Origin of the sequence: Kineococcus gurbantunggutensis (genome assembly GCF_050871925.1) — a bacterium.
Taxonomy (GTDB): Bacteria; Actinomycetota; Actinomycetes; order Actinomycetales; family Kineococcaceae; genus Kineococcus.
This window is the reverse complement of record NZ_JBJLSG010000005.1, coordinates 1-24,462: the sequence shown is the minus strand read 5'-3', so window position 1 is coordinate 24,462 and position 24,462 is coordinate 1. Positions and strand designations below refer to the sequence as shown.

Here is a 24,462-nt window from a genome sequence, read left to right as displayed (position 1 = left end):
GGGGCACCGCGCGTTGGGCCACGTCCGCACCGCTCTGCTCGCCGGGGCGTCGAGGACCCCCTCGGGCGCACGCACCGCGCTGCTGGTGACCGACGACCCCGCGCACGGGCTGAACCGGTACGCCCGGGTGCTGGCCGCCGGCCTGCGCGCGGCGGGCCAGGAGGCGTCGGTGGTGCGCGTGCCCGCGGGCCGGCCCCTGGCCGCGGCCCGCGCCGCCCTGCGGGCCCGGCGGGCCGACCTGGTGCACGTGCAGTTCACCGACCGGTACCTGGGGTCCGCACGCCGGCAGCTGGCCGTCGCGCTGGTGCTGCGCACGGTGCTCGCGGGCCGCCCGCTGCTCGTCACAGCCCACGACTTCCACACCTCCCGCGTCGAGCTCCTGCAGCGCCGCCGGCAGCGCGCCCGCGGCCCGGTCCAGCGGCTGCTCACCCGCGCCGGCGTGGTGAGCCCGGGGTTCGACGCCACCGCCCGGCTCCTGCTCGGCTCCGCCACCGCGGTCCTCACGTGCACCGCGCGCGAGGGCGAGAACCTGGCGTGGACCCGTCCGCGGCGGACCGCGGTCGTGCCGCACTACGTCGAGGAGCTGCCCGGCGAGCCGCTGCCCGCGGCGCAGGTGGACGAGCGGCTGCTCGTGGTCGCCGGGTTCGTCCACCGCCGCAAGGCGCAGCACCTGGCCGTCGCCGCGCTGGCCCACCTGCCGGGGTACCGCCTGGTGCTGGCCGGCAGCGCCACCGGCCGCAACACCGCGTACCTGCAGGAGGTCCTCGCCCTGGCGCGCGAGCTGGGCGTCGCCGGGCGCGTCGAGGTGACCGGGTACCTGCCGGACGAGGAGATGGCGGCCCTGCTGCGGCGCGCACGGGCGGCGGTGGCGCCGTACGAGCGGATCGCCGCCTCCGGGTCGATCGCCACGCTGGTGGCCGCCGGGGTGCCGCTGGTGGTGCGCGCCGCGCCCGCCCTGGAGGAGCTGACCGCCTCCTGCCCGGCGGCCGTGGAGGCCTTCGAGGGCGAGGACCCCGCGAGGGTGGCCGAGGCGGTGCGGCGGTGCACCGCCCGCCCGCTGGAGCAGCAGCGCCGGGAGCTGCGCGAGCGCGCGAGGGCCCTGTCGCCCGAGCGCACGGCGCGACGGCACCTGGCGGTGTACCGGGACGCGGCGGGCGTCCCCGGGGGCACGGACGGACCGGAGGCGGGGGCATGACGGCGGGCACCGCGGTGTGCGGCTTCTACGGGCGCGCGAACCTCGGCGACGAGGCGATCCTCGCCGGCATGTGCGACGCCCTGGCCGCGGCGCGGCCGGGCGAGAGCGTGCTGGCCCTGTCGGCGGACCCCGCCGGCACGCGGCGCCAGCACGGCGTGGACGCCGCCCCCCTGCGCGTGGGCGCGCGGAGGCCCGCGCGGCTGGGCGCAGCGCGCACCGCGGCGCGGCGGGCGCGGCTGGCGCGCACCCTGCTCTCGCGCGATGGGTTCGTGCTGGGCGGCGGGGACCTGCTGCGCGACTCCCCCACGCAGGAGGTGGTGCGCGGCTGGCTGGAGCCGCTGGAGCTGGCGCGCACCCTGCGGCGGCGCACGGCGGTGGTGGGCGTCAGCGTCGGGGACCTGTGGAAGCGCAGCTCCGAGGACGCCGTGCGGCGCGCGCTGGACGGCACGGCCTTCGTCGTCGCGCGGGACGCGCCGTCGACCGAGCGGCTGCGGGCGCTGGACGTGCAGGCCCCGCTGGACACGGCGCCGGACCTGGCGCTGCGGGTCTTCCCGCCCGACGACGGCTCGGCGCTGCGGGCGGGTGCGCCCCCGCGGGTGCTGGTGTCCGTGCGCGGGCTGGCGGACCGCGCCGACGGGGCGGCGCCGGCGCGGCACCGGGCCGCGGTCGGGCAGCTGGCCGCCGCGCTGGACGAGCTGGCGCGGGAGGGGGCGCAGGTGGAGCTGGTGCCGTTCCGCAGCCTGCCCGCCAGCCTGCAGCCGGTCGACGACGACTACGTCGCCTCCCTGGAGGTGGCGCACCGGGCCCGGGAGGGTCACCGCTTCACCGTGCACCGGCACGTGCCCGACGTGGCCGCCCTGCGCGAGCTGCTGCGCGGGGCGTCCCTGGTCGTCGGGATGCGGCTGCACGCCGTGATCGTGGCCGTGGGCGCGGAGGTCCCCGTGCTGGGGGTCTCCTACGACCGCAAGGTGCGCAACTTCTGCGAGGAGGTCGGTCTGGGGTCCTCCTGCTGGGACACGGACGACCTCGACGGCGCCGCGCTGGCCGCCGCGGCCCGCAGCGCCCTGCAGGGCCCGGCGCGCACGACGACGCAGAGCGCGCGGACCTACCGCGAGCGCTCCGGCGTCATCGTCGAGCGGCTGCGCGCGTGGTCCTGAGCACGTCGCGGCCGGTCGCGGCGCCGCGCACCTCCTCGTAGAAGTCGAGGTGGGCGGCGGCCACCGCCGCCCAGTCGTGGCGCGACAGGTCCGGCTCGCCGCGCGGCGGGGCGGCGCGCACCGCCTCCTCCACGACGGCCGCCGTCAGCGGGCCGTCGAACAGCCGCAGCCAGCCGGGGCCGACCTCGGCGGCCAGCTCCTCGAAGACGGGCGTGCGCGGGGCGAGCACGGGGCGCCCCGCGCTCAGGCACAGCAGCACCGAGCCGGAGTTGAAGATCGACCGGAAGGGCAGCACGAGCAGGTCGGCGGCGGCGAGGACCTGGTCCACGCGCTCCTGGGGCAGCTTCTCCAGCAGCAGCGTCAGTCGCGGGTCGCCCGCGGCCACGGCCCGCAGCCGGGCGCGCAGGTCCTCGTCGTCGCAGCCGCCGCCGACCAGCAGGCGCAGGCCGGGGTCGCCGGAGGCGCGCACGGCGTCGACGAGGTCCTCCACGCCCTTGTAGGGCTTGACGCGCCCGACCATCGCGACGACGCGGGCACCGGCCGGCACGCCCAGCGCCTCCCGGGCCGCACGCCGCTCCGGGCGGCCCACGACGCCGGCGTAGGTGCCGTGGGCCACCACGCGGTGCGGCTTGCGGCGCAGCGCCGGGAACGCGCGGCGGGCGGGTTCGACGCCGGAGCCGGACAGCGACAGCCAGCCGTCGACGAGGTGCGGGAACGTCGCCCACAGCAGGTGCTGCAGGGCCGGGCGCCGCCCGTCGTGGGCGCGCAGGTTGTGCACGGTCCACACCACCGGCACCCCGTGCCGGCGCGCGCCCAGCACGGCGGCGCCCAGGTTCTTCAGGCGGCGCAGCGCCCAGGTGGTGCGGGCGGCGTTGAGCGGCATCTCCGGCCAGTGCACGTGCACGACCGAGCGCTCGCCGAAGGGGCGGGAGCCCAGCTCGACGACCTCTGCGCCGCGCTCCCGCAGGGCCGCCGCGAGCAGCGACAGGTAGGGGTTGACCATCTCGCGCCCGGGGCCGGGGTGCAGGTGCACGACGGGCCCGCCGCCGCTCACGCGGGCTCCCCGCGCCGCTCGCGCGGTCCGGGCGGGCCCGCGGCGGCCGCCGCGCGCAGCGCCCCCGCGGGCGTGCCGGCCCGCGAGGCCAGGACCCCCAGCGCCAGCGCGAGCAGCACGGTCGGCTGCTGGAAGGAGGTGACGTCGCTGGTGACCGCGCCCAGGAGCACCACGGCCAGCACCGCCAGCAGCGCCCGGTTCAGGCTGCGCTCGGCGGCGGAAGTCTCCAGCACGCTGCGGTCCCAGGCGACGGCGCCGGCGACGAGGAACTGCAGGGCGAAGACGGCCACGCCGACCGCCCCGCCGCCGACGAGGGTGCCCAGGAACGTGTTGTCCAGGTACACCCCGCCGGTCTCGGGGCGGTACACGCCGGCGCCCGTGCCCAGCCAGGGGTGCTCGCGGAACATCGCCTCGACGAGGGCGTAGTCGGACAGCCGGCCGGTGACGCTGTCGTCCTCGGCGGCGCCGGCGAAGATCCGCGTCAGCGAGCGGGTCAGCTCCGGCACGAGCACGAACATCGCGGTGACGCCGGCGGCGGCGGTGAGCAGCGCGCCGAGCTTCTGGCGCGCGGGCCAGCCCGAGACGGCCACGGCCAGGCCGACGACCAGGCCGAGCACGGCGGTGCGGGAGACCGACAGCGGGATGCCGGCGACGATGACCACGACGGCCACCGCGGACCAGCGCCGGGCGGCGGTGGTGGCGGCGTGCCGGGCCAGGTGCAGCGCGATCGGCAGCGCGGCGGCCAGGCCGAGGGAGTACTCGATGGGGTGCTCGCCGGTGCCGCGGGCGCGCAGGAAGTCGAAGCGGCTGACCTCGCCGAGGGTCGGGGTGTTCTCCACCAGGCCGACGCCGCGTACCAGGGACGCCCAGCCGGGCAGCACCCCGGCCCAGGATGCGGCGGCCACGACGGCGGAGAGCGCCGCGCCGGCCACGACCCAGCCGAGGACGCGGTCGCGGTCGTCGCGCCGTCGCAGCACCAGCCACAGGTACAGGGCCAGGCCGGTGGCGCCGAAGGTGCCCACCAGCGAGCGCAGCGCGCCCGCGCTGCGGCCGGCGTCCAGCGGGCTGGTCAGCGCCACCCCGTAGCTCCAGAAGGCCTCCGCCACCCCGAGCACCAGCACGGCGCCCACCGGGCTCCAGCGCGGTTCGCCGTCGTCGGCGCGGCGGCGGCGGGCGGCGACGAACGTCAGCACCGCCAGGCCCAGGCACAGCAGGGCCAGCAGCCGGACGGGGGTGCCGTTGGACTTCAGCGGGCCGGGCACGACGAGGTTGCCCGGCAGGGTGAACGCGCACACCACCACGGCGACCGGCAGCCAGGACACCCGCAGCGGGCGCGCCCGGGACGGCAGGGCGCGCAGCGGGTCCGCGACGGCGCGCCCCAGGGCCGCCGCCGCGGTGCGCGGGCTCAGGAGGACCGGGCGGTGCTGCCCGCCCGCTCCCGGGCGGCGCGGGCCGCCGGTCCGCCCGCGCGCAGGTCGACGTCCTCGCGCCGGGCCTCACCGGCGCGCACCGCCCGCTCGGGGGTGCCCGCACCGGCGTCGCGGGCGGTGTCGTGGCCGGTGTCGCGGGCGGTGTCGCGGGCGGTGTCGTGGGCGGTGTCGTGGCCGGCGTCGTGGGCGGGGCCGCGGCGGGTGCCGGTGCGCCGGGCGGTGCGGCGGGCGGCGAGCAGCGGCAGCAGCAGGTCCAGCAGCACGACGAGCACGACCCCGGCGGCCAGGCCGCCGAGGGCGACGGCGCCCACGGCGCGCGCCCGGTCCGGGTACAGCTCGAGCGGGCCGTCGGTGGGGGTGGACTGGATGACGATGAACAGGCCGTTGTCGGGGGCCTGCACGCGCCGCTGCACCTCCTGCAGCTGCGCGCTGGCCGCCTGCAGGGCCGCGTCGATCACGGCCGGGCCGTCGGCGGGGTCGGCGGTGCTGGCGGAGACCCGGAAGTAGGTGCGCGCCGCGCCGCTGCTGAGCGAGTCGCCGGCGCTGAAGGCGGCCTCGGGGAACGCGCCGAGCACCTCGGCCTGCACGGGCGCGGTGTTCAGCGCGGTGGAGACGGTGGCCGCCAGGGTGCCGGCGCCCCCGGAGAGCGAGAAGGGGTTGCGGCTGCCCGGCTGCGTGCCCGGCGCCTGCTCGGGCAGCGGGGTCGACAGCGCCACGCTCGGGGTGACGAGGAAGGTGGCGCTCGTCTCGTACTGCGGCTGCGCCTGCACCCAGGCCGCGCGGGAGGCGAGGGCCACCAGGGCTGCGACCACGACGGTGAGGTACCAGCGGTGTGCGAGCACCCGCACCAGCGATCCGATGGTCATGGGCTCTCCTCGGTCTCGGCACCCCCGCGGGGGTCAGGGCGCGGCCTCGGGTCGCGCGGAGGCCGGACGACCTCCGCCCGGCCCCGACTGACGACGCAGAGCATTGCACAGTGACCCGTGGTAGCGGGAATGCCCGCAGCCTGCTCGCTGCGTCACCCGATCGGCACAGTCGGTCCCTATGCTGACCGCGGAGCCGGTTCCCGCCGGTGCCCGTCCGCCCGGCCGCGGTGTCCTCGACGACGAGCACGCCGGACGAACCCCCGAGAGGTGAGCGTGCCCCGGCTGCCCCGCCCCGCCCTCCCCCGCCGCGGCGCCGCGGTGCTCGCGCTGCTCGTGCTCGTGGCGGGCTGCGGCGGCGGCGAGCGCGAGGACCCCTTCGCCGCCCAGCGCGAGCGGCTGCGCCAGCAGGCCCTCACCCTGGGCATCCCGGAGGGCTTCCCCGGCCCCCACGACACCGGCGTGCCGCTGGGCACCGACCTGGAGCCGTCGGGGTCGGTGACGGTGACCGAGGACGGCCGGGTGCTCGAGGGCCTGGACGTCGACGGGTGCGTCTCGGTCAAGGCCGACGACGTGGTGATCCGCAACGTGCGCATCCGCTGCGGCGGCAAGCAGCGCGCGATCGTCGTCGAGGGCGAGGACCGCGGCCTGGTGGTGGAGGACTCCGAGATCGACGGGCTGGGCAGCACCGAGGTGGCCGTGGGCTGGAGCGGGTACACGCTGCGGCGGGTGAACGCGCACTCCCTGCTCGACGGCCCGCGCCTGGGCACGGGCGTGACGGTGGAGGACAGCTGGGTGCACGACATGGTGCGCCACGAGGACTTCCACGGCGACGCGCTGCAGTCCAACGGCGGCGAGGGCATCGTCGTGCGCGGCAACACCCTCGTGCCCACCGACACCAGCACCGGCGACGTGCTCAACGCCGCGGTCCAGCTCGGGGCGGAGAACGACTCCGGCCGGCTGACCGACGTGCTCATCGAGGGCAACTACCTGGACGGGGGCAACTACGCCGTCAACGTCCGCGACGACGACGGCCTGTCCGGGGTCGTGCTGCGCGGCAACGTCTTCGGCGACGGCTCGCGCTACGGGCCGGTCATCGCCCCCGAGCGCAGGGTGCAGGTGGAGGAGGACAACCGCGAGCGCCGCTCGGGGGCCGCGGTGGAGGTCGACGAGCCCTGAGCGCGCCGCCCGCGCGGGCCGCCGCGGCGCCCCCGGACGAGCGGACACGCTCGGTGCGGCTGCTGCTACGGTGCGCTCCGTGAGCACCCCCCGGGGCAGCGTGGTCGTCCCCGCGCACGACGAGGGCGCCGTGATCGAGCGGTGCCTGCGCGCGCTGCGCGCCGGGGACGGCGACCTGGAGGTCGTCGTCGTGGCCAACGCCTGCACCGACGACACCGCCGAGCGCGCCCGCGCCGCCGGCGCCCGCGTGGTGGAGACCGCGGTGCCCGGCAAGGCCCACGCGCTGGACCTCGGCGACGAGGCGTGCACCGCCTTCCCGCGCGCCTACCTCGACGCCGACGTGTCCGTGGACGGGCAGGACCTGCGCCGCGTGCTCGACGTGCTGCGCGAGGGCCCGGCGCTGGCCGCCGCCCCGCGCCTGCGGGTGGACCTCTCGCGCTCCTCCTGGCCGGTGCGCGCGTACTACCGGGTGTGGACGGCGCTGCCGTACGTCACCGACGACCTGGTCGGCTCCGGCTTCTACGCGCTCTCGCGCGCCGGGCGGGCCCGCTTCGGCACCTTCCCCGACGCCACCGGCGACGACACGTTCGTGCGCGCCCTCTTCGCCCCCGGCGAGCGCGTCTCGGTGCCGGGCACGACGTTCACCGTGCACCCCCCGCGCACCCTGGCCGCCCTGCTCGCCGTCAAGACGCGCGCGCGCTTCGGCGTGGCCGAGCACGCCGCCGCACGGGTCGCCGGGCACGCGCAGCACGAGTCCGCCCGCGCGGCGCAGGGCCCGGGTCCGGTGCTGCGGCGCCTGGCCGCCCGCCCCGCGCTGTGGCCGGCGCTGCCGGTGTACGCCGCGGTCGGGCTGCTGACCCGGCTGCGCGCGCGGCGGCGGCTGAGCAGCGGCGCCCCCGTCGCCTGGGACCGCGACACGACCTCCCGCACCCCGGCCGCCTGACGGCCCGACCCCCGAGGAGCACTCGATGGCGAGATCCCTCAACCGGCTGCGCTGGCTGCGCCGGGGCATCGTGGGGGCCAAGCGCGCGGTCAACGTGCGGGTGTGGGGCATGGACATCCACCCCACCGCCACCTTCAGCCTGTCCGCCCGCTTCGACCGCACCCACCCGCGCGGCGTGCACGTCGGCGCGCGCAGCTACGTCGCGCTGGAGGTGATCGTGCTCTCGCACGACATGACGCGCGGGAAGAAGACGGACACCCGCATCGGGGAGGACTGCTTCATCGGCGCCGGCAGCATCCTGCTGCCGGGGGTGACGATCGGCGACGGCTCGATCGTGGCCGCCGGCGCCGTGGTGACCCGGGACGTGCCGCCGCGCTGCATCGTCGCCGGCTCCCCCGCCCGCGTGATCCGCTCGGGCATCACCACCGGCCCCTACGGCCGGCTGCTGGACCGCGGCACCGACGAGCGGGCCGGCACCGCAGGCACCGCCGGGGACGCCGGCGGTGCCGGCACGGTGGTCCAGCTGCCCTGAGGCGGGCCGTCACCGCGCCACCCGTCCGGGCGAACGTCGCCCGGACGCCTCACCCCGTCGCGCCCGCGCGACCCCCGCGCTGCACGCTGCGTCACCGTTCGCCCGGGTGACGACCCCGTTCGCCCCACCCGCCGGGGCGATGGCGCTCACGGGCCCGCCGACCCGATGCCTCTGGGGACAGTCCGTCCCCGAAGACACCGCAGCGGAGGCTCCCCGTGCCCAGCACGAAGCGCACCTGGAAGGCCGTCCTGGCCGCCGTGGGCACGACCGCCGTGCTCGCCGCGGGCACCGTCCCGGCGCACGCCGCCAGCGCCTCGCCCTGGATCGCGTACGGCGGCGCGAGCGTGAACAACGCCCGCGTGCCCGCCTCCGCGGTGCAGCTGACCACGCAGTCGCCCAGGCCGTTCGACACGCTGACCTACAGCGTCGGCGGTCGGGTCGTCAGCGCCGCGGTGACCGCCACGGCACCGACCACGGCCGGCGGCGACTGGACCGCCACCGCGACCGCGGACCTGTCGGGCCTGTCCGGGCGCGTCAGCCTCACCGCGAAGCTGGTCAGCGGCGGCAGCAGCAGCAGCGTCGCCAAGACCCTGCGGGTCGTCGACCCCGCCAGCGGCCTCGGCACCGGGCGCACCGCCGCGTCGCGCCCCGCGCGCAGCGTGCGGGTGCAGGCCACCGACGGCCGGCCCGGCGCCTTCACCACCGGCCTGCGCGGCGCCCGCGCCCAGCGCGTGCTCACCGGCGACCAGGTCATCACCCGGGACGGCACCGTCCTGGACGGCGTGCAGGTCGACGGCTGCGTCGTCGTCAAGGCGGACGACGTCGTCATCCGCAACAGCAAGGTGAACTGCCGCCGGCAGGGCCGCCAGGTGGCCGTGCAGGTCGCCGACGGCGCGCGCAACCTGCTCGTCGAGGACACCGAGATCGACGCCACCGGCGCCGACGTCGGCGTGGGCTGGGGCAACTACACCCTGCGCCGCGTCAACGTGCACGGCTCCGCCGACGGCGCCCGCTGGGGCAGCAACGTGCTCATCGAGGACAGCTGGATCCACGACATGTCCCGCCAGGACGGCCTGCACAGCGACGCGCTGCAGACCACCTCCGGGTCCAACGTCGTGATCCGCCGCAACGTCCTGGACCCCTCCAACGGCGGCGACCCGCTCAACGCCGCCATCATGGTCGGCACCGAGACGGGTTCGAGGAAGCTGGAGAACGTCGTCGTCGAGGACAACCGCCTCGGCGGCGGCTCCTACACCGTCAACGTGCGCGGCGACGTCACGGTGAGCGGGCTGGTGTTCCGCCGCAACACCTTCGAGGACAACAGCCGCTACGGCGCGGTCATCGCGCCCACCGGCAAGGACGTCACCTTCACCGGCAACGTCATGGGCTGGACCGGCAAGGAGGTCACCGTCGACCGCTGGTGAGCCGCCCGGCGAGGGGGGCACCCGGACGGCGCAGGGCCTACCGGGAGGGTCACGGGACGGGTACGATCCGCTCGCGCCCGGCCGACGGCTGGTCGTCGAGTTCCGACGGTGGACGATGGCTCGCACCGGTCGAGCCGTCGACGCCCGACCCCCGGAGGTACCCCCGCGTGAGCATCGGTGAGTTCCTGCACGCCCTCCGGCGCAGGCGGCGGCTGGTCGCCGTGTCCTTCCTGGTCCCGCTGCTGCTGGCGGTGGTGGCCACGGCCCTGCTGCCCAGGACGTACGAGGCGACCGCCACGGTGTTCGTGAGCACCCCGGGCAACCCGCAGGACCCCGAGCTGGCCTTCGAGGGCTCGGGCTTCGCGCAGGACCGGGCGGAGTCGTACGCGCTGCTGGCGAGGACGCGGACCGTGACGGCCCCGGTGGTGCAGTCCACCGGCTCCTCCGAGAGCCCGGAGGAGCTGGCCTCGCGCATCTCCACCTCCGTGCCCCTGGACACCGTCGTGCTGGAGCTGACGGTGGCGGACGGCTCCGCCGCGCGCGCCGCCGAGCTCGCCGACGCCGTCGCGCGCCAGCTCGTCACCACGGTGGGCGAGCTGGAGTCCGCCGGCGGCGTCCCCAGCCCCGTGGCGCTGACCCTCGTGCAGCCGGCCACCGCCCCGTCCTCGCCGGCGAGCCCGAGCTGGGCGCTGGGCCTGGCCCTGGGCGTGCTGGCCGGCCTGGCGCTGGCGGTGTGCGCGGCGCTGGTGGCGGAGTCCGCCTCCGCGGCCTCGCGCCGCAGCGTCCACCTGGACGCGACCGCCCCGGGCGCCCCGCGCTCCGGCGGTCAGGAGCTGGCCGGCGCCGGCGCCCGGCACGCGGACTGACCCGGTCGTGAGCGCCCTCGCCCCGCCGGCGGCGCACGAGCTGGCGGGCGGGCCGGCCGCCGGCGCGCCCGGGACCCGCGGCGTGCCCGTCACCTTCCTGCTCGCCTTCGCCGCCGTCGTCGTCAACCTGGTCGACGTGTGGGCCTACCCCACGGCGGGCAGCGACGCCGTCGGCGTCAAGCTCGCCGGCGCGCGCGTCACCGACCTGCTCGCGGTCGCCGCCATCGCGCTGGGCGGGGCCAAGTGGCTGGCCGGGCGCACCGTGCTGCCGCGCGCGGTGCTGCTGCCGCTGCTGCTCGTCACCGCGGTGTGGGTCGGCGGCACCGTCGTGGGCCTGGCCAACGGCCACGACGTCCGCCTGATGTTCGGCCAGTGGCACCTGCTGCTGTACGGGTGGGCGTTCGTGCTCGCCTGGGCGGACGCGCCGGCGCGCTGGCTGCACCGGTGCGAGTCGCTGCTGCCGGTGCTGACGCTGCCGATCGCGGCGGCGCTGCTCGTGACCGGCGGCGGCGGGGACCCGTTCACGGTGGTGGCCGCGGTGGCGGCCGTGTCGCTGGTGCGCGACCGGCTGCTCGTCGCGCTGCCCCTGCTGCTGCTGACGGTGGCGCTGGTGGGGCTGGGCGGGCAGCGCGCGGCGCTGCTGTTCTCCCTGCCGCCGCTGGCGCTGGCCGTCGTGCTGCGGCTGCGGGTCCGCCCCGCGCGCGGCGGCGGCATCGCGGTGGCCGCCGCGGTCGTGGTGGCCCTGGCCGTCGCGGCGTTCGTCAAGGCCGGCGCCATCGCGGCGCTGGTCTCCGACGTGGTGGACGCCACGTTCCGCCGCACCGGCAAGGCCGAGTCGAGCCTGTCGCGCCTGGACCAGCTGGAGATCGCGGTGCAGCGCATCCGCGAGTCGCCCTGGCTGGGCGAGGGCCTGGGCTTCCAGTACCAGCTGTACGACCGGCCGACCGACCGCACGGCGTGGACCTCGCTGACGCACGACATCTACCTGGACCTGCCGCTGCGGTTCGGGCTGCCGGCCACCGCGGTGCTGCTGGTGGTGCTGCTGGCGTGCGTGCTGCAGTGCCTGGTGCGCCTGCCCCGGCTGCTGCCGCTGCAGGTGGCCGCGCTCGGCGCCCTGCTCGGCCTGCTGGGCAAGGGCGGCGTGGAGTCCATCCTCGACAAGCCCCGGCTCGTGCTGCTCATCGCCTGGCTGGCGGTGACCGTCGTGCACGCGCGGCGGCAGGTCGCGGGCGCAACCAGCGCGGCGCCGCCGCGCACGACGATCGGAGCGACCCGGTGACGCGCGAACAACGACTGCCCGCGGTCTTCGTCTCGACCAGCGCCATCGTGTGGGGGGCGGAGACGAGCCTGCTGGTGACGGCGCAGCACCTGGCGCGCCAGGGGGTCCGGGTGGGCCTGCTGGCGCAGGCGCCCGGGTTCGTGGAGCAGTGGCCGGGCGGCGCCAAGCGCCTCGCCCGCGGCGCGGGGTTCTACGCGCGCCTGGCCTGGACGGCCCTTGTCGAGCGGCCCGAGGCCCTGGTGTGCTGCAGCCTGCGGCTGGCGGCGGCCTTCGCCCCGCTGCGGCTGCTGCCGGCCGCCGTGCGGCCGGCCCTGGTCTTCGACCTGCACGACTACATGCCCGGGGAGGGCGGCCGCCGCCGGATGCGGGTGGCGATGTGGTGGTTCGACCGCGTCGTCGCCGTCAGCGGGTTCGCCGCGAGCCAGCTCTCGCAGGACTACTCCGCGCTGCTGGTCCTCGCCCGGCCCGTCGAGGGCGGCGCGAGCGGGGACGGCGCGACCGGGGACGGCGCGAGCGGGGACGCGGAGGACGCGGGCGGCGGTGCGCAGGGCGCCGGCGAGCGGCACCGGGTCGGCGTGGTGGGCCGGCTGGACGCGGACAAGCGGATCGAGCTGGCCCTGGAGGCCGTGGCGCTGCTGCCGGACACCGAGCTGGTGCTGCGCGGCGCCTCCGGCCTGGACGAGGCGTACACCGAGGGGCTGCGCCGGCGCGCGCACGAGCTGCTGGGCGAGCGCGCGGTGTTCGAGGGGCGCGTGCCGCGCGAGCGGGTCGTGAGCGGGCTGTCGTGCGTGGTGGTCGCCAACGACGAGGAGGCGCTGGGCCGCACGGTGGTCGAGGCGCAGCTCGCCGGGGTGCCCGTGGTCGTGCCCGACCGCGGCGGGGCGCGGGACCTGGTGGAGGACGGCGTGACCGGCCGGCGCTTCCGGGCCGGCTCGGCGGCGTCGCTGGCCGCCGCGGTGCGCGGGGTGCTGGACGACCCGGTGGCCGCCGGTGAGCTCGCGCAGCGGGCGCGGCGGGTGGCCGCCGAGCGGCACGACCCCGCGCGGGTCGCCCGCGAGTACCTGCGCTTCGCGGTCTCGGGGCCCTCGGCGCGCCCGCTGCGGGCGCTCGCGGCGCGCCTGGCGGGGCGCTCGGGGGCCCGCGGGGAGGGCGGTCGGGGTCCTGCCGTGCCGGCGCCGCGCAGCGCAGCGCCGGTCGCGCAGCGGGAGGCCGACACGCGCGCTGACCTGCAGGGACCCCGCTGAAACGTCCAGCCGACACGACGGCAGGAACGCGCCGGGACGGTGAGAGCTGGATCACACGACTGGCGATCACGGTAGTTGATAGGGCACATTCTGCGACGGCCGGATCGCCCGAACGGGTGAAACGGCTACGCCCTGCACCGTGATGACTGCGGTCCCACGAGGGCGGCGCCCTTTCGGGAGGGCGGACTGAGCGGTCCGGGGGGGCGCGCGGCCGGCGACGGCCGTCCTCCCGGGCACCGTCCTCCCGAACCGGAAGACGACCATGCGCCTATCTCCCTTCCGCACGCCCGTTTCCCCCTCCGCTGCGCAGAACCACTGCCCGTCGCCGAGCGGCGAGCAGCCCCTGGACCACGACCGCCTGCGCCACGACCACCCGCCGCACGCCGGCGCCGGAGGGCGCGGGGGCGCCCGTCCGTGGCGCCGGCGCGCGGCACGGCTGGGCACGGCGCTCGCCGCGCTGGCCGCCGCGGCCGGCCTGCTCACCGCCCCGGCGCAGACCGCCGCCGCGGGGACCGGAACCCTGCACGGGGCGTTCGTCCGCCCGAGCAGCGACGCCACGGCGTTCTCCAACCTCACCGGCCGCAAGCTGCAGATCGTCACGGGTTTCCTGCCCGAGACCAGCTGGTCGCAGATCACCGACCCGTACCCCATGAACCTCTGGAAGGGCAGGGGGTACCGGATGCACTGGTCGGTGCCGATGCTGCCCGAGTCGGGGGCGTCGCTGAAGACCGGCGCCACCGGCGCCTACAACAGCCACTTCAAGAAGGTGGCGCAGAACCTCGTCAACGCCGGCCAGGCGAACTCCGTCGTTCGGCTGGGCTGGGAGATGAACTGCTCCTGCCAGACCTGGAGCGCCAAGCAGGACCCCGCCTCGTACGTCGCGTTCTGGCGGCAGGCCGTGGGCGCCATGAGGTCCGTGTCCGGGCAGCGGTTCACGTTCCTGTGGGCGCCGGGCAGCGGCAACTCCCTGGGCACCTTCGCCACCGACCGCGCCTACCCGGGCGACGCGTGGGTCGACGCCGTCGGCGCCTCGCTGTACGACCACAGCGAGAACTTCCGCCCGGAGGAGACCGTGGCCCGCTGGGGCCACTTCTACGACCAGGACTTCGGCCTGCGCTGGCTGGCCGACTTCGGCAAGCAGCACGGCAAGCCGATCGCGCTGGCGGAGTGGGGCCTGAGCAGCCTGTCCAGCGGCTGGGGCGGCGGTGACGACTCGTACTTCATCAAGAAGGTGTACGAGTACGTCTCCAACAACAACGTGCTCTTCGAGAGCTACTTCAACTACGACCCCTCCTCCGCGGAGAAGCACAAGATCACCGGCAGCACGTTCCCCAACGCCAAGGCGACCTACAAGTCGTTGTGGAGCAAGGGCTTCGTGCCCGGCAGCACCACCGCCTCCAGCGGCCCCACCGCGACGTCCGGGACCGTGCTGCAGTGGACGAAGAACTCCGACGGGTCCGGCACCGGGTACGCCCTGAACGGCTCGACCCTGCGCGGGATGGTGTACGTCACCGCCGAGGTCTCCGCCGCGCAGGCGCGCTCGGTGGCCTTCTACCTCGACACCCCCACCTCCGGCACACCGACGCACGTGGAGTCCGACGCGCCGTTCCACGCCGACGGGGTGTCGGCGATCTCGGGCCGGGCGAACCCGATCGACGGTGCGGCGATGAGCCCCGGGACGCACACGCTCTCGGCGGTCGTCACCGGCTGGGACGGCGCCAAGCGCACGGTCACGGCCACGTTCAAGACCGCCTGAGGCGGTGCCGCCCCCGCGGCGGGGTGCTCACCGCCCCGCCGCGGGGGCGCACCCGGTTCCGCTCCCGGTCCAGGTCCAGCCCTCGGTTCCCACCCGGTCCGGTCCCGGGTTCCCGCCCGGTCCCGATCACGTCCGGTCCCCGGCGTAGTACCGTCCGCTGCGGGACGGCGACGTCCGACGCGGGCCGATCCACGAGCCAGACCTGGACCACCGGACCCGGTCGCCTCCCCGCGCGGGCGGCGGCCGGGTCCCCCACCCGAGAGGTGCCGATGCGCGTCTTCGTTCTGCTGGAGCAAGGCAAGGGCGACCCCGCCTGGCGCGAGCGGTACCGCCGCGGGGAGGTGTACGAGCAGACCCCGTACGGCTACGGGCTCGCCGAGGGCGACGGGGTGAGCGTGACGTTCTCCCGCGACCGCCGCGAGGGGCCGGTGGGTTCCTTCACCCGCCGGGCCGTGTACAAGGTGCTCGGCTTCGACCTGCTGCACGTGCTGCGCCAGGTGCCGCTGGCCCGCGAGGCGGACGTGGTGTGGACCCACACCGAGCGCGAGCACCTGGCCCTGGGCCTGCTCAAGGGCCTGGGCCGCGACCTGCCGCCGGTCGTGGCGCAGTCGGTGTGGGTGGCCGACCGCTGGCGGGAGTGGTCCGCCCCGCGCCGCGCGCTGTACCGCTGGTGCCTGGGGCACCTGGAGTCGCTGACGACCCTGGCCCCGGACAACGCCGCCTTCCTGCGCGCGCTGACCGGCGCCCCGGTCGAGGTGGTGCCCTTCGGCGTGCGCGCCGACCCGTGGCCGGGCAGCGCCCCCGCCGCGGACGCCGCGGACGCCGCGGACGGCACCCCCCGCCCCGTGCGCGTGCTGTGCCTGGGCAACGACGTGCACCGCGACTGGGAGCTGCTGCGCGAGCTGGCGCGGGCCGGCGGTGCGGAGGTGGACGTCACGCTGGTCACCAAGCGCCTGGACCCCTCCTTCGCGGCCGGGCTGCCCAACCTGCACGTGCGGCCCGCGCGGCGGGTGGAGGAGACGGCGGACGCCTACGCGGCGGCGGACGTGGTGTGCCTGCCGCTGAAGCGCAACCTGCACGCCTCGGGCATCACCGTGCTGCTCGAGGCCGCCACGTGGTCGCTGCCGTGCGTGGTCAGCGACACCGGCGGGCTGCGCGAGTACTTCGGCGACGAGGCGGTGCGGTACGTGCCCGAGGGCGCGGGCGCGACCTCGTGGTGGGAGGCGGTGCGCGACGTCGCCCGCTCCTCGGGGCCGGCCCTGGTGGCCGGGATGCGGCACCGGGTGCAGCGCGCGGAGCTCACCGACGCCGGGTACGCCGCGCGGCACGTGGCCCTCAGCGAGGCGCTCGTCACCTCTCGGCAGGAACTCTCGGTACCGACCAAGTGACGGGGCGTGTCCGGTGGGGGCGGAAAACGTTCCGGCCCGCGCTCGGCGGGTCACGAACTGTTCCCCCGCTCCCCCGGACGCAGTAGCGTTCGCCCCGTCCACCGCCGCTCCGCAGCCCCTCGGGCTGCTCCCGCCCCGGGAGGGGACATCACCACCACCGCGCGCCACCGCCGCCCCGGCGCCCCGATCGTCGCGGGCACCGCCCTCGCCGTCCTGGTCCCGCTCGCGCAGGCCCCGGCGGCCACCGCCGCCGAGGACGCCACGCGCACCAGCGCCCGGGTCGACTTCCAGAGCCAGGCCGCCGCCACCTTCCCCGGCTACACCGCCGACCACGGCCAGCCCTACAGCGACACCACCGGCTCCGGCTGGCTGGACGACGTCACCGGCGCCCCGCTGTCCCTGGTGGGCAACGGCCGGCAGCGCAACTCGGCCGTCTCCCCGGACAAGCGCTACGACACGATCGTGCAGATGCAGCAGACGACCAGCGCCTACGGCGGCACCGCCCGCCCGGGCCGCTGGGAGTACGCGCTGGCCGACGGCACCTACGACGTCACCGTCGCCGTGGGCGACGCCACCGCCTACAACTCCACGCACACGATCGTGGCCGAGCCCGGCGGGGCGGACGCCGTGACGATCGTCGACGCCGTCAAGCTCACCAGCGCCGAGCCGTTCCGCACGACGACCTCGCGCGTGAGGGTGAGCGACGGGCGGCTGACGCTCTCGCCCGCCACCGGCGTCAACACCAAGATCGCCTTCGTCGACGTCTCCCCCGTGGTCACGGCCCCGGTGGACACCACCGCCCCGGTCGCCACCGTGGCGCTGTCCGGCGAGCGCGACGCGTCCGGCGCCTACGCGCAGGACGTCACCGTCACCGCGGCCGCCACCGACCAGGGCGGCAGCGGCCTGGCCGGGATCACGTACGCCCTGGACGGCGGCGCGCCGCTGCCGTACACCGCCCCGTTCTCCGTGGCCGAGCCCGGCGCGCACACCGTCGTGGTCACCGCGACGGACGGGGCCGGCAACACCGGCACCGCGAGCGCGACCTGGACGCGCGCCGCCGCCGCCCCGGCCGGCACCCTCGTGGCCTCCTCCCCGGACGACGCCGCGCTGGGCCTGCCCACCCCCCGCCTGGTCTTCAGCACGGTGCGCGGCCGCCCGGCCCCGCCGGCGCGCTCGTTCACCTTCACCAACACCGGCGGCACGCCGCTGGCGCTGTCGGGCCTGGCCACCGCCGGTGAGGACGCCGGCAGCTTCGCCCTGGCCCCCGGCCAGCCGTCCTCCGTCACGGTGCCCGCGGGCGGCACGGCGCAGGTCTCGGTGGTCTTCACGCCCACCGACCCGACGAACTGCCCCTCCTCGGCCAACCCGACCGCCATCGCGGACATGGTGCGCGAGGCCCGCCTGACGTACAGCACGCCGTCCGGTCCCGGCTCGGTGGACGTCTCGGGCGTGGTGACGTGCAACGTGGAGGGCAACAACGAGCCCACGCTGCAGCAGGTCGTCGACGCCCTGGGCTACGACGTGAAGACGTACCGGACCTTCGGCAACGAGCGGTTCATCGGGCCCCAGCGCAACTCCCCCGGCTCCGACGAGGTGTACAACCCCTACTTCGTCCCCGCCGACGCCTCGCAGCCGGTGACGCTCACCCCGGTGGCGCACTACGGCAGCCGCAACACCGCGGCCTCGGGCTACGGCCGCACGGGCTGGATCTCCCAGGGCGCCACCGGCGCGACGGGCTGCAGCTCCACCTGCAAGCAGCTCTTCCTCTTCCCCGGCGACACCGCCAGCGCCTACACGGCCAACCAGGAGCTCATGCCAGAGTTCACCGGGACCACGACGTTCCGCCCCGGCGGCGCGTTCGGGCTGTACCACGGCGACTACGGCGACGTGAACTACACCGACGACGGCTTCAACCACGCCCGCTCCACCTCCGGTGCGACGATCACCCCGCTGCACCACCTGCACAGCATCCGCGTGTACCCGGCCTACACCGCCGACCGGCGGCTCGTGCCCAACACCTGGATCGTGGGCGTCGACATCACCCGCGTGCCGTCCTACAAGAACAACGACTTCGAGGACGTCGTGCTCGTGCTGCGCAACGCCGCACCGGCGCAGGCCCCCGCGCCGCTGCCGGGCGCCGCCACCACGGTGAACCTGGCCGCCGGCGGCACGGTGGGCACCGACTGCGGGGTCACCGGCTTCGACGGGGTGCTGCCCAACACCGCCGGCACCCAGTGCAACGCGGCGGCGATGTCGTTCACGCCGGACGGCCTGCGGATGACCTCCACGGCCGGCCAGCTCGCCGACGGCCGGCAGCAGAACGCGCTGTACAAGTCGTTCGACGCCTCGACCGGGCCGTTCACCGTCCGCGCCCGCGTCAAGGGGCCGATCACGGGGCTGACCAAGCCGTACCAGCAGGTCGCGGCCTTCTTCGGCCCGGACCAGTCGAACTTCGTCAAGGCGGAGGTCGAGTTCCAGGGCACCGGCACCGACCCGCACGCGACGTTCTTCTTCAGCGAGAAGGGCACCGCCCGGACGATCGCCACCACCTCGGTGCCGGCGGTCACCTCGGCGAGCACGGTAGACCTGATCGTCCAGGGCAACACGAGCGTGCCCGACCCGATCGCGGCCGCCTCCGACCCGAACAAGGTGCGCAGCTACCCGCTCACGCAGGTGAGCGTGTCGTACGCGATCGACGGCGGGGCCCCCGTCCGGATCGGCACGACCACGGTGAGCCCGGCGGACGTCAGCCGGTGGTTCGGCCGTTCCGCGAAGGCGGGCGTCCTGGTGTCGGGCGGGGGCAGCACCACCCCCTACACCGCGACGGTCTCCTCCTTCGCGGTGACGGCGCAGTAACCGGCCCGCACCACCCGGCCGGGTCCCGGGAGCAGCCCGCGCGGCGGCTCCCGGGACCCGGTAGCAGCACCAGCAGCAGTCCCGACGGCGGGGCCCTCCACGGGGTGTCCCCCGGGGCGGGCCGCGCCACGAGCAGCGGAGGCCCACCCTGAGAAGCGTCGTCGTCACCAAGTTCACGCCGTTCCCGGCCAACGCCGGCGGCCGGTTGCGCTCCCTGGCCGTGGTCCGCCGGCTGGCGGCGATGGGGCCCACCACCCTGTGCTGCTTCTCCGACGGGACCGGCGACGCCGACGCGCTGCGCGCCGAGGGCGTCACGGTGCACGAGGTGCCCTGGCGGCCAGGCCCGGCCACGGTCCTCAAGGGCCTCGTGCCCGGGGGCAGCCTGTCGGCGGCGCGCTTCTACGACGCTCGGCTGGCCGCGCTGGTGCGCGAGCAGGTCGCCGCCCAGCGCCCGGACCTGCTGCAGGTGGAGTACTCGCAGCTGGGCGCGTACCTGCGCACGCCCGGGCCCGCCGCGCTGGTGCGCGCGCTGGACTGCCACAACGCCGAGGCCGCCCTGGTGGCCAGCTACGCCGCCTCCGCCCCCCCGGCCCGCAAGGTCGCCTCGCTGGTCGAGGCCCGCCTGCTGGAGCGCGTGGAGCGCGCGGCGGTGCGGGCCGCGGACCTGGTCTCCGTGGTCAGCGCCAAGGACGCCGAGCGCCTGCCCGCCCGGCCGCGGCGCGCGGTGACGGCCCTGAACGGCTGGGAACCGCGCCCCGTGCTGCCGCCGGCCACCGAGCCGGTGGCGGTGTTCGTCGGCACGCTGGGCTGGAAGCCCAACGCCGACGCCGCCCAGTGGCTGGCGCGCGAGGTGTGGCCGCTGGTGCGCGCGGCGTCGCCGTCGGCGCTCGCCTCCCTGGTCGGGCGCGACCCCTCCCCCGCCACCCTGGCCCTGGCCGGCGACGGGCTCACCGTCACCGGCACGGTGCCGGACGTGCAGCCCTACCTGGCGCGCGCGCGCGTCGCGCTGGCCCCGCTGCGCGCCGGCGGCGGCACCCGCCTGAAGATCCTGGAGGCGCTGGCCGCCGGGCGCCCGGTGGTGGCGACCTCGGTGGGCGCGGACGGCCTGGAGGAGCTCGTCGGCAGCGGCGTGGTCATCGCCGACGAGCCGGCCGACTTCGCCAAGCGGGTCGTGGAGCTGCTGGAGGACCCCGAGCAGGCCGAGCGACTGGGCCTGGCCGGGGCCGCCGCCGTCGCGGACCGCTACAGCTGGGACCGCGTCCTGACCCCGTGGGCCGAGGCGGTCCAGGAGCTCGTCGCCGAGCGGCGCGCCAACCGGACGCCCTGAGCACCGCCCCACCGGCTCCGATCACGGACCGTGCCGCTGCGGTACGGTCCGACCGACCCCCTGGACCCGAGCGCGCACCGCTGCCCGGACCCCTGCCGCGCAGGGCCGGCTCCGCGCCCCCACTCGTCAGGAGAACCGATGTCGACCGTCATCACCGACCTGCAGGAGTCCACGCTCGAAGCCTTCCGGCCCCTGCTGCAGGGCCGTGACGTCGCGCTCCTGGACTTCCCCAACCACAGCAACTGCGGCGACAGCGCCATCTGGCGGGGAGAGGTCGCGCTCGCGCGCGCCTTGGGCTGCCGGGTGGTGTACCGGTGCGAGACGGGCACCTACCGCCGCGAGGACATCGCCGCCCTGCCCGCCTCCACCGCGGTGCTGCTGCACGGCGGCGGGAACTTCGGCGACCTGTGGCCGCACTTCCACGGGTTCCGCGAGCGGGTCATCGAGGACTTCCCGGACCGTCGCGTCATCCAGATGCCCCAGTCGATCCACTTCCGGGAGAAGTCGGCGATGGAGCGCACGCAGCGCCTCATCGCCGGGCACCGGGACTTCGTCCTCGTGGTGCGCGACCACCAGAGCCACCGCATCGCGCAGGAGTCCTTCGACTGCCACGTGATGCTGGCCCCCGACATGGCGTTCATGCTCGGCGCCCAGCAGCGCAGCCACCCGGCGACGGAGGACGTCTTCACCCTCGCCCGCACCGACCACGAGACGCTGGGCGAGGCGCTGGGCCCGGTGGCCGAGGCCGAGGGTCTCTCGCCGGTGGACTGGGGCCGCCCCCGCCCGCCGGCCGTGCACCCCGAGGGGTTCCTGCTGCGCATGAACCTGGGCCTGGCCCGCTCGCCGCGCCCGCTGCGCGACCTTGGGCGCCTGGAGCGCCGGCAGGGCTGGTCCTACGAGTGGCTCGCCGAGAAGCAGGTGCAGCGGGGCCTGGAGTTCCTCAGCCGCGGTCGCGTCGTCCTCACCGACCGCCTGCACGCGCACCTGCTCGCCGAGCTGCTGGGCATCCCCCACGTCGCGGTCGACTCCGGGTACGGCAAGATCCGCAGCTACCACGAGACCTGGCTCGCCGACTCGCCGCTGGCCCACATCGAGACGAACGCGAAGGATGCCGTCGTCAAGGCGCGCGAGGTGTTCCAGGAGCTGGCCGCAGGATGACCGACCGGACCACCACGCCGCCCCCCGACGGCCCGGCGGCCTCCGCCGCGACCGCCACCTCCGGCATCGGCGCACGCGCGCTGCGCGGGGCGGCGTGGTCGGTCCTGGAGAAGTGGGGTGCCCGGCTCGCCCAGCTCCTCGTGTTCGTCCTGCTCAGCAGGATGCTGGACCCGACGGTCTTCGGCGTCATCGCGATCGCCCAGGTGGTCCTGGACCTCGTGCGCATCCTGGTGGACCAGGGGTTCAGCCAGGCGCTCGTCGTCGAGGACCGCCCGGACCGGGCCTTCACCAGCACGGCGTTCTGGGTGGGGCTGGGCGTGTCGGCCCTGCTGACGCTGACGATGTTCTTCACCGCGCCGCTGGTGGCGGACCTGTACGACGAGCCGCAGCTGACGGCCGTGCTGCGCTGGCTGTCGATCGGGTTCCTGCTGCAGGCGGCCTCCAGCGTGCCGCAGGCCCTGCTGTCGCGGGAGTTCCGCTTCCGCGAGCTGGCCGTGCGCCGGCTGGTCTCCGTGCTCGTCGGCGGCGTGGCGGGCGTGGTGCTGGCCGCCACCGGCGCGGGCGTGTGGGCCCTGGTCGGCCAGACGCTGGGCACCACCGCGGCCTCCGTGGTCGTGCTCTACGCCGCCACCCGCTTCCGGCCGGGCCTGGCCTTCGACCGCGCGCGGTGGAAGGGCCTGGTGCGCTTCAGCGGCGGCGTCCTGGGCGTGGACCTGATGACCTGGCTGGTCAACAACGCCGACAAGCTCATCGTGGGGGCCCTGCTGGGCACCGAGGCGCTGGGCTACTACTACGTCGCCTGGCGCATCCTCATGCTCGTCACCGAGGTCATGACCGGGGTGATGTCCGGGGTGGCGCTGCCGGTGTTCTCCCGCCTGAAGGGCGACCGGGACCTGACGGTGCGGGCCCTGTTCCGGGCCACGAAGCTGTCGGTGTCCGTGGCCGCGCCCACCTTCGTCGCCATCGCCGTGCTGGCCCCGGACCTGGTGCCGGTGGTCTTCGGCCGGCAGTGGGGCGAGGCCGTGCCGCTGGCGCAGGTGCTGTGCCTGGTGGGCCTGGTGTACTCGGTGACGTTCTTCGACCGCAGCGTGCTCTACGCGGCCGGGCGCCCCGGCCTGGAGCTGGTGGTGGCCGGGCTGACGGCCGCGGGCACGGCGCTGGCGGCCGCCCTGGGGTCGCTGCAGGGCCTGATGCTGGTGTGCGTGCTGCTCGCGGTGCGCTCCTACGGCCTGTGGCCGGTGCGCATCGCCTTCCTGCGCAGGGTCACCGGGCTGCCGGTGGGCCGCTACCTGCTGCAGTGGGTCCGTCCCGTGCTGGCCACCGCGCCGGCGGCCGGGACCGGGGAGCTGGTGCGCCACCTGCTGGAGGACGCGGACCCGCTGCTGCGCCTGGTGGCGGCCGGGGCCGCCTTCGCGCTGGTCTTCGCCGTGGTGCTGGTCCTGGTGGACCGGCGCTTCGTGCGCGAGACGCTCGCCACGGTCCGCGCCGCGGCCCGCAGGCGCCCGCCGGCCGGGGCGCGAGCCGTTCCGGAGCAGGCGGACGCGGTGCGCCGCGAGACCGCCCCAGCCGCTCCCGCCGGGGACCGGCACCCCTCGTCCGGAGCCGCGCGCTGACCCGCCCACGACGCCGAGCGGTGCTGCTCGCCTGCTCGCTGCTCCTGGTGGCGCTCACGGTCGCGCTGGTCCTGCTGCAGCGCGGCCCGGACGAGCACCGGTCGGGACTGCCGTGGCGCAGCGGCGGCTCCGACGACAAGGGCATCGCCAGCTTCGAGCAGTGGCGGGGGCGGCCCGCCGACGTGCGGGTCACCTGGAACAGCGCCGACACCTGGGCGGCGGCGGTGCCGACCTACGGGCTGCGCGAGGCGGCGCAGGAGGGGGAGGACCGCTTGCTCAGCTACGCCGTCCCGCTGGTCACCGAGGAGCCGGGGCAGACGCTCGAGCTGTGCGCGGCCGGGGGCAACGACGGGCACTTCCGCGCCATGGCGGAGGGCTTCGTCCGGTACGGCTTCGGGAGCGCGATCGTGCGGCCGGGGTGGGAGGGCTCGGCCGGGTGGTACCCCTGGGGCGTGAGCGCCCCGCGCAACGGCGGCCTGGAACGGGCCGTGCCGCTGTACCGGCAGTGCTTCCAGCGCTTCGCCGCGGTGTTCCGCGAGCGGGCCCCGGACGTGCGGATCGAGCTGAACTACGGCTCCGCCCGCGGCGCCACGAACATCGCCGACGTCTACCCCGGTGACGGTCTCGTGGACATCGTCAGCAACGACGTGTACCTCAGCCACGACGTGCGCAGCGCGCAGGACTGGCGCGAGCAGTGCTGGGCCGGCACGCCCGAGCGCCCGCAGGGCCTGTGCCGCTATGCGCAGTTCGCCCGCGAGCGCGGCGTCGAGTTCGCGGTGCCGGAGTGGGGGGTGGACGGCACCAACGCCCCCGACGCCGACGCGGCGGCGTACGTGGCCGGCATGGTCGCCCTCTTCCGCGACAACAGCGACGTCCTGGCCTACGAGGCCTACTACAACCGCACGAACGACCCCCGGCAGCCGTGCGAGTTCCGGCTGGACGAGGGCTGCAACCCCGAGGCGGCCTCGACCTACCTGCGGCTGGTCGGTCCCGGCGCCGAGGCGTCGGCGGGCTGAACGCGCGAGGAGGCGGTGACCGCCCCCCGGGGGTCCCGGGGTGGTCACCGCCTCCTCGCACGCTCGCGGCGGGGGGGGGGGGGGGGGGGGGGGGCCGGCGCGGGGGGGGGGAGGGTGTGGGGGGGGGTGGGGGCGGCGGGCCGCGGGGGGGGGGGGGCGGGGGGGGGGGGGGGGGGGGGGGG

Annotated in this window: 19 protein-coding genes; 16 read left to right on the top strand and 3 right to left on the bottom strand. The window is 76.5% G+C overall.

The genetic code is table 11. From position 1 onward, the window contains the following. Positions 1–85: 85 nt before the first annotated feature. Together ACRYR7_RS01430 and ACRYR7_RS01425 are read left to right on the top strand one after the other, a co-directional pair. Positions 86–1,195 carry a glycosyltransferase gene (locus ACRYR7_RS01430; RefSeq protein ID WP_432570288.1) on the top strand — a complete coding sequence of 370 codons (1,110 nt, stop codon included), beginning with the start codon at positions 86–88 and terminating at the stop codon, positions 1,193–1,195. Next, positions 1,192–2,352, top strand: coding sequence for a polysaccharide pyruvyl transferase family protein (locus ACRYR7_RS01425; RefSeq protein WP_432570287.1), 1,161 nt, complete (start codon positions 1,192–1,194; stop codon positions 2,350–2,352). The genes ACRYR7_RS01430 and ACRYR7_RS01425 overlap by 4 nt, the downstream gene beginning before the upstream one ends. Here ACRYR7_RS01425 and ACRYR7_RS01420 read toward each other — a convergent pair. From ACRYR7_RS01420 to ACRYR7_RS01410, 3 genes are all read right to left on the bottom strand, one after another. Beyond that, positions 2,321–3,406, bottom strand: coding sequence for a glycosyltransferase family 4 protein (locus ACRYR7_RS01420; RefSeq protein WP_432570286.1), 1,086 nt, complete (start codon positions 3,404–3,406; stop codon positions 2,321–2,323). The two genes, ACRYR7_RS01425 and ACRYR7_RS01420, sit on opposite strands and share 32 nt — an antisense overlap. Beyond that, positions 3,403–4,728 (bottom strand): O-antigen ligase family protein, encoded by a 1,326-nt coding sequence (locus ACRYR7_RS01415; protein WP_432570285.1) that lies wholly within the window; start codon positions 4,726–4,728, stop codon positions 3,403–3,405. The genes ACRYR7_RS01420 and ACRYR7_RS01415 overlap by 4 nt, the downstream gene beginning before the upstream one ends. 83 nt (positions 4,729–4,811) lie before the next feature. Continuing rightward, positions 4,812–5,702, bottom strand: a complete 891-nt coding sequence (locus ACRYR7_RS01410) for a hypothetical protein (protein WP_432570284.1) — start codon at positions 5,700–5,702, stop codon at positions 4,812–4,814. 273 nt (positions 5,703–5,975) lie between these two features. On the opposite strand from ACRYR7_RS01410, the gene ACRYR7_RS01405 reads away from it, so the two are divergent. The 14 genes from ACRYR7_RS01405 to ACRYR7_RS01340 all read left to right on the top strand — a co-directional run bounded on the left by ACRYR7_RS01405 (position 5,976) and on the right by ACRYR7_RS01340 (position 24,280). Next, on the top strand, positions 5,976–6,878 hold the full coding sequence (locus ACRYR7_RS01405; RefSeq protein WP_432570283.1) for a right-handed parallel beta-helix repeat-containing protein: 903 nt from the start codon (positions 5,976–5,978) through the stop codon (positions 6,876–6,878). Positions 6,879–6,957: 79 nt separating this feature from the next. Continuing rightward, complete coding sequence (locus tag ACRYR7_RS01400) at positions 6,958–7,821, top strand: glycosyltransferase (protein WP_432570282.1); 864 nt, start codon at positions 6,958–6,960, stop codon at positions 7,819–7,821. A 25-nt stretch (positions 7,822–7,846) separates the two neighbouring features. Beyond that, complete coding sequence (locus ACRYR7_RS01395; RefSeq protein WP_432570281.1) at positions 7,847–8,353, top strand: acyltransferase; 507 nt, start codon at positions 7,847–7,849, stop codon at positions 8,351–8,353. Between the two features lie 215 nt (positions 8,354–8,568). Further along, on the top strand, positions 8,569–9,777 hold the full coding sequence (locus tag ACRYR7_RS01390; RefSeq protein WP_432570280.1) for a right-handed parallel beta-helix repeat-containing protein: 1,209 nt from the start codon (positions 8,569–8,571) through the stop codon (positions 9,775–9,777). Positions 9,778–9,944: 167 nt separating this feature from the next. Then, positions 9,945–10,643, top strand: coding sequence for a YveK family protein (locus ACRYR7_RS01385; RefSeq protein WP_432570279.1), 699 nt, complete (start codon positions 9,945–9,947; stop codon positions 10,641–10,643). A gap of 7 nt (positions 10,644–10,650) precedes the next feature. Continuing rightward, positions 10,651–11,922, top strand: coding sequence for an O-antigen ligase family protein (locus tag ACRYR7_RS01380; protein ID WP_432570278.1), 1,272 nt, complete (start codon positions 10,651–10,653; stop codon positions 11,920–11,922). Further along, positions 11,919–13,166 carry a glycosyltransferase family 4 protein gene (locus ACRYR7_RS01375; protein ID WP_432570277.1) on the top strand — a complete coding sequence of 416 codons (1,248 nt, stop codon included), beginning with the start codon at positions 11,919–11,921 and terminating at the stop codon, positions 13,164–13,166. The genes ACRYR7_RS01380 and ACRYR7_RS01375 overlap by 4 nt, the downstream gene beginning before the upstream one ends. A 262-nt stretch (positions 13,167–13,428) precedes the next feature. Continuing rightward, positions 13,429–14,922 (top strand): glycosyl hydrolase, encoded by a 1,494-nt coding sequence (locus ACRYR7_RS01370; RefSeq protein ID WP_432570276.1) that lies wholly within the window; start codon positions 13,429–13,431, stop codon positions 14,920–14,922. Positions 14,923–15,191: 269 nt separating this feature from the next. Beyond that, positions 15,192–16,310, top strand: a complete 1,119-nt coding sequence (locus ACRYR7_RS01365; protein WP_432570275.1) for a glycosyltransferase — start codon at positions 15,192–15,194, stop codon at positions 16,308–16,310. Between the two features lie 6 nt (positions 16,311–16,316). Then, on the top strand, positions 16,317–19,166 hold the full coding sequence (locus ACRYR7_RS01360; protein ID WP_432570274.1) for an OmpL47-type beta-barrel domain-containing protein: 2,850 nt from the start codon (positions 16,317–16,319) through the stop codon (positions 19,164–19,166). A gap of 205 nt (positions 19,167–19,371) precedes the next feature. Continuing rightward, positions 19,372–20,493, top strand: coding sequence for a glycosyltransferase (locus ACRYR7_RS01355; RefSeq protein WP_432570273.1), 1,122 nt, complete (start codon positions 19,372–19,374; stop codon positions 20,491–20,493). Between the two features lie 138 nt (positions 20,494–20,631). Beyond that, positions 20,632–21,651: a polysaccharide pyruvyl transferase family protein gene (locus ACRYR7_RS01350; RefSeq protein ID WP_432570272.1), complete on the top strand. Its 1,020-nt coding sequence runs from the start codon at positions 20,632–20,634 to the stop codon at positions 21,649–21,651. Further along, positions 21,648–23,264 carry a lipopolysaccharide biosynthesis protein gene (locus tag ACRYR7_RS01345; RefSeq protein WP_432570271.1) on the top strand — a complete coding sequence of 539 codons (1,617 nt, stop codon included), beginning with the start codon at positions 21,648–21,650 and terminating at the stop codon, positions 23,262–23,264. Before ACRYR7_RS01350 ends, ACRYR7_RS01345 begins: the two co-directional genes overlap by 4 nt. 20 nt (positions 23,265–23,284) lie before the next feature. After that, positions 23,285–24,280 carry a glycosyl hydrolase gene (locus ACRYR7_RS01340; protein ID WP_432570270.1) on the top strand — a complete coding sequence of 332 codons (996 nt, stop codon included), beginning with the start codon at positions 23,285–23,287 and terminating at the stop codon, positions 24,278–24,280. Positions 24,281–24,462 lie beyond the last annotated feature (182 nt).

Bases quoted from the DNA above. Each gene is read 5' to 3' on its own strand.
- ACRYR7_RS01345 (WP_432570271.1), top strand. From the start codon at position 21,648: ATGACCGACCGGACCACCACGCCGCCCCCCGACGGCCCGGCGGCCTCC.
- ACRYR7_RS01350 (WP_432570272.1), top strand. From the start codon at position 20,632: ATGTCGACCGTCATCACCGACCTGCAGGAGTCCACGCTCGAAGCCTTC.
- ACRYR7_RS01410 (WP_432570284.1), bottom strand. From the start codon at position 5,702: ATGACCATCGGATCGCTGGTGCGGGTGCTCGCACACCGCTGGTACCTC.
- ACRYR7_RS01370 (WP_432570276.1), top strand. From the start codon at position 13,429: ATGCGCCTATCTCCCTTCCGCACGCCCGTTTCCCCCTCCGCTGCGCAG.
- ACRYR7_RS01425 (WP_432570287.1), top strand. From the start codon at position 1,192: ATGACGGCGGGCACCGCGGTGTGCGGCTTCTACGGGCGCGCGAACCTC.
- ACRYR7_RS01365 (WP_432570275.1), top strand. From the start codon at position 15,192: ATGCGCGTCTTCGTTCTGCTGGAGCAAGGCAAGGGCGACCCCGCCTGG.
- ACRYR7_RS01395 (WP_432570281.1), top strand. From the start codon at position 7,847: ATGGCGAGATCCCTCAACCGGCTGCGCTGGCTGCGCCGGGGCATCGTG.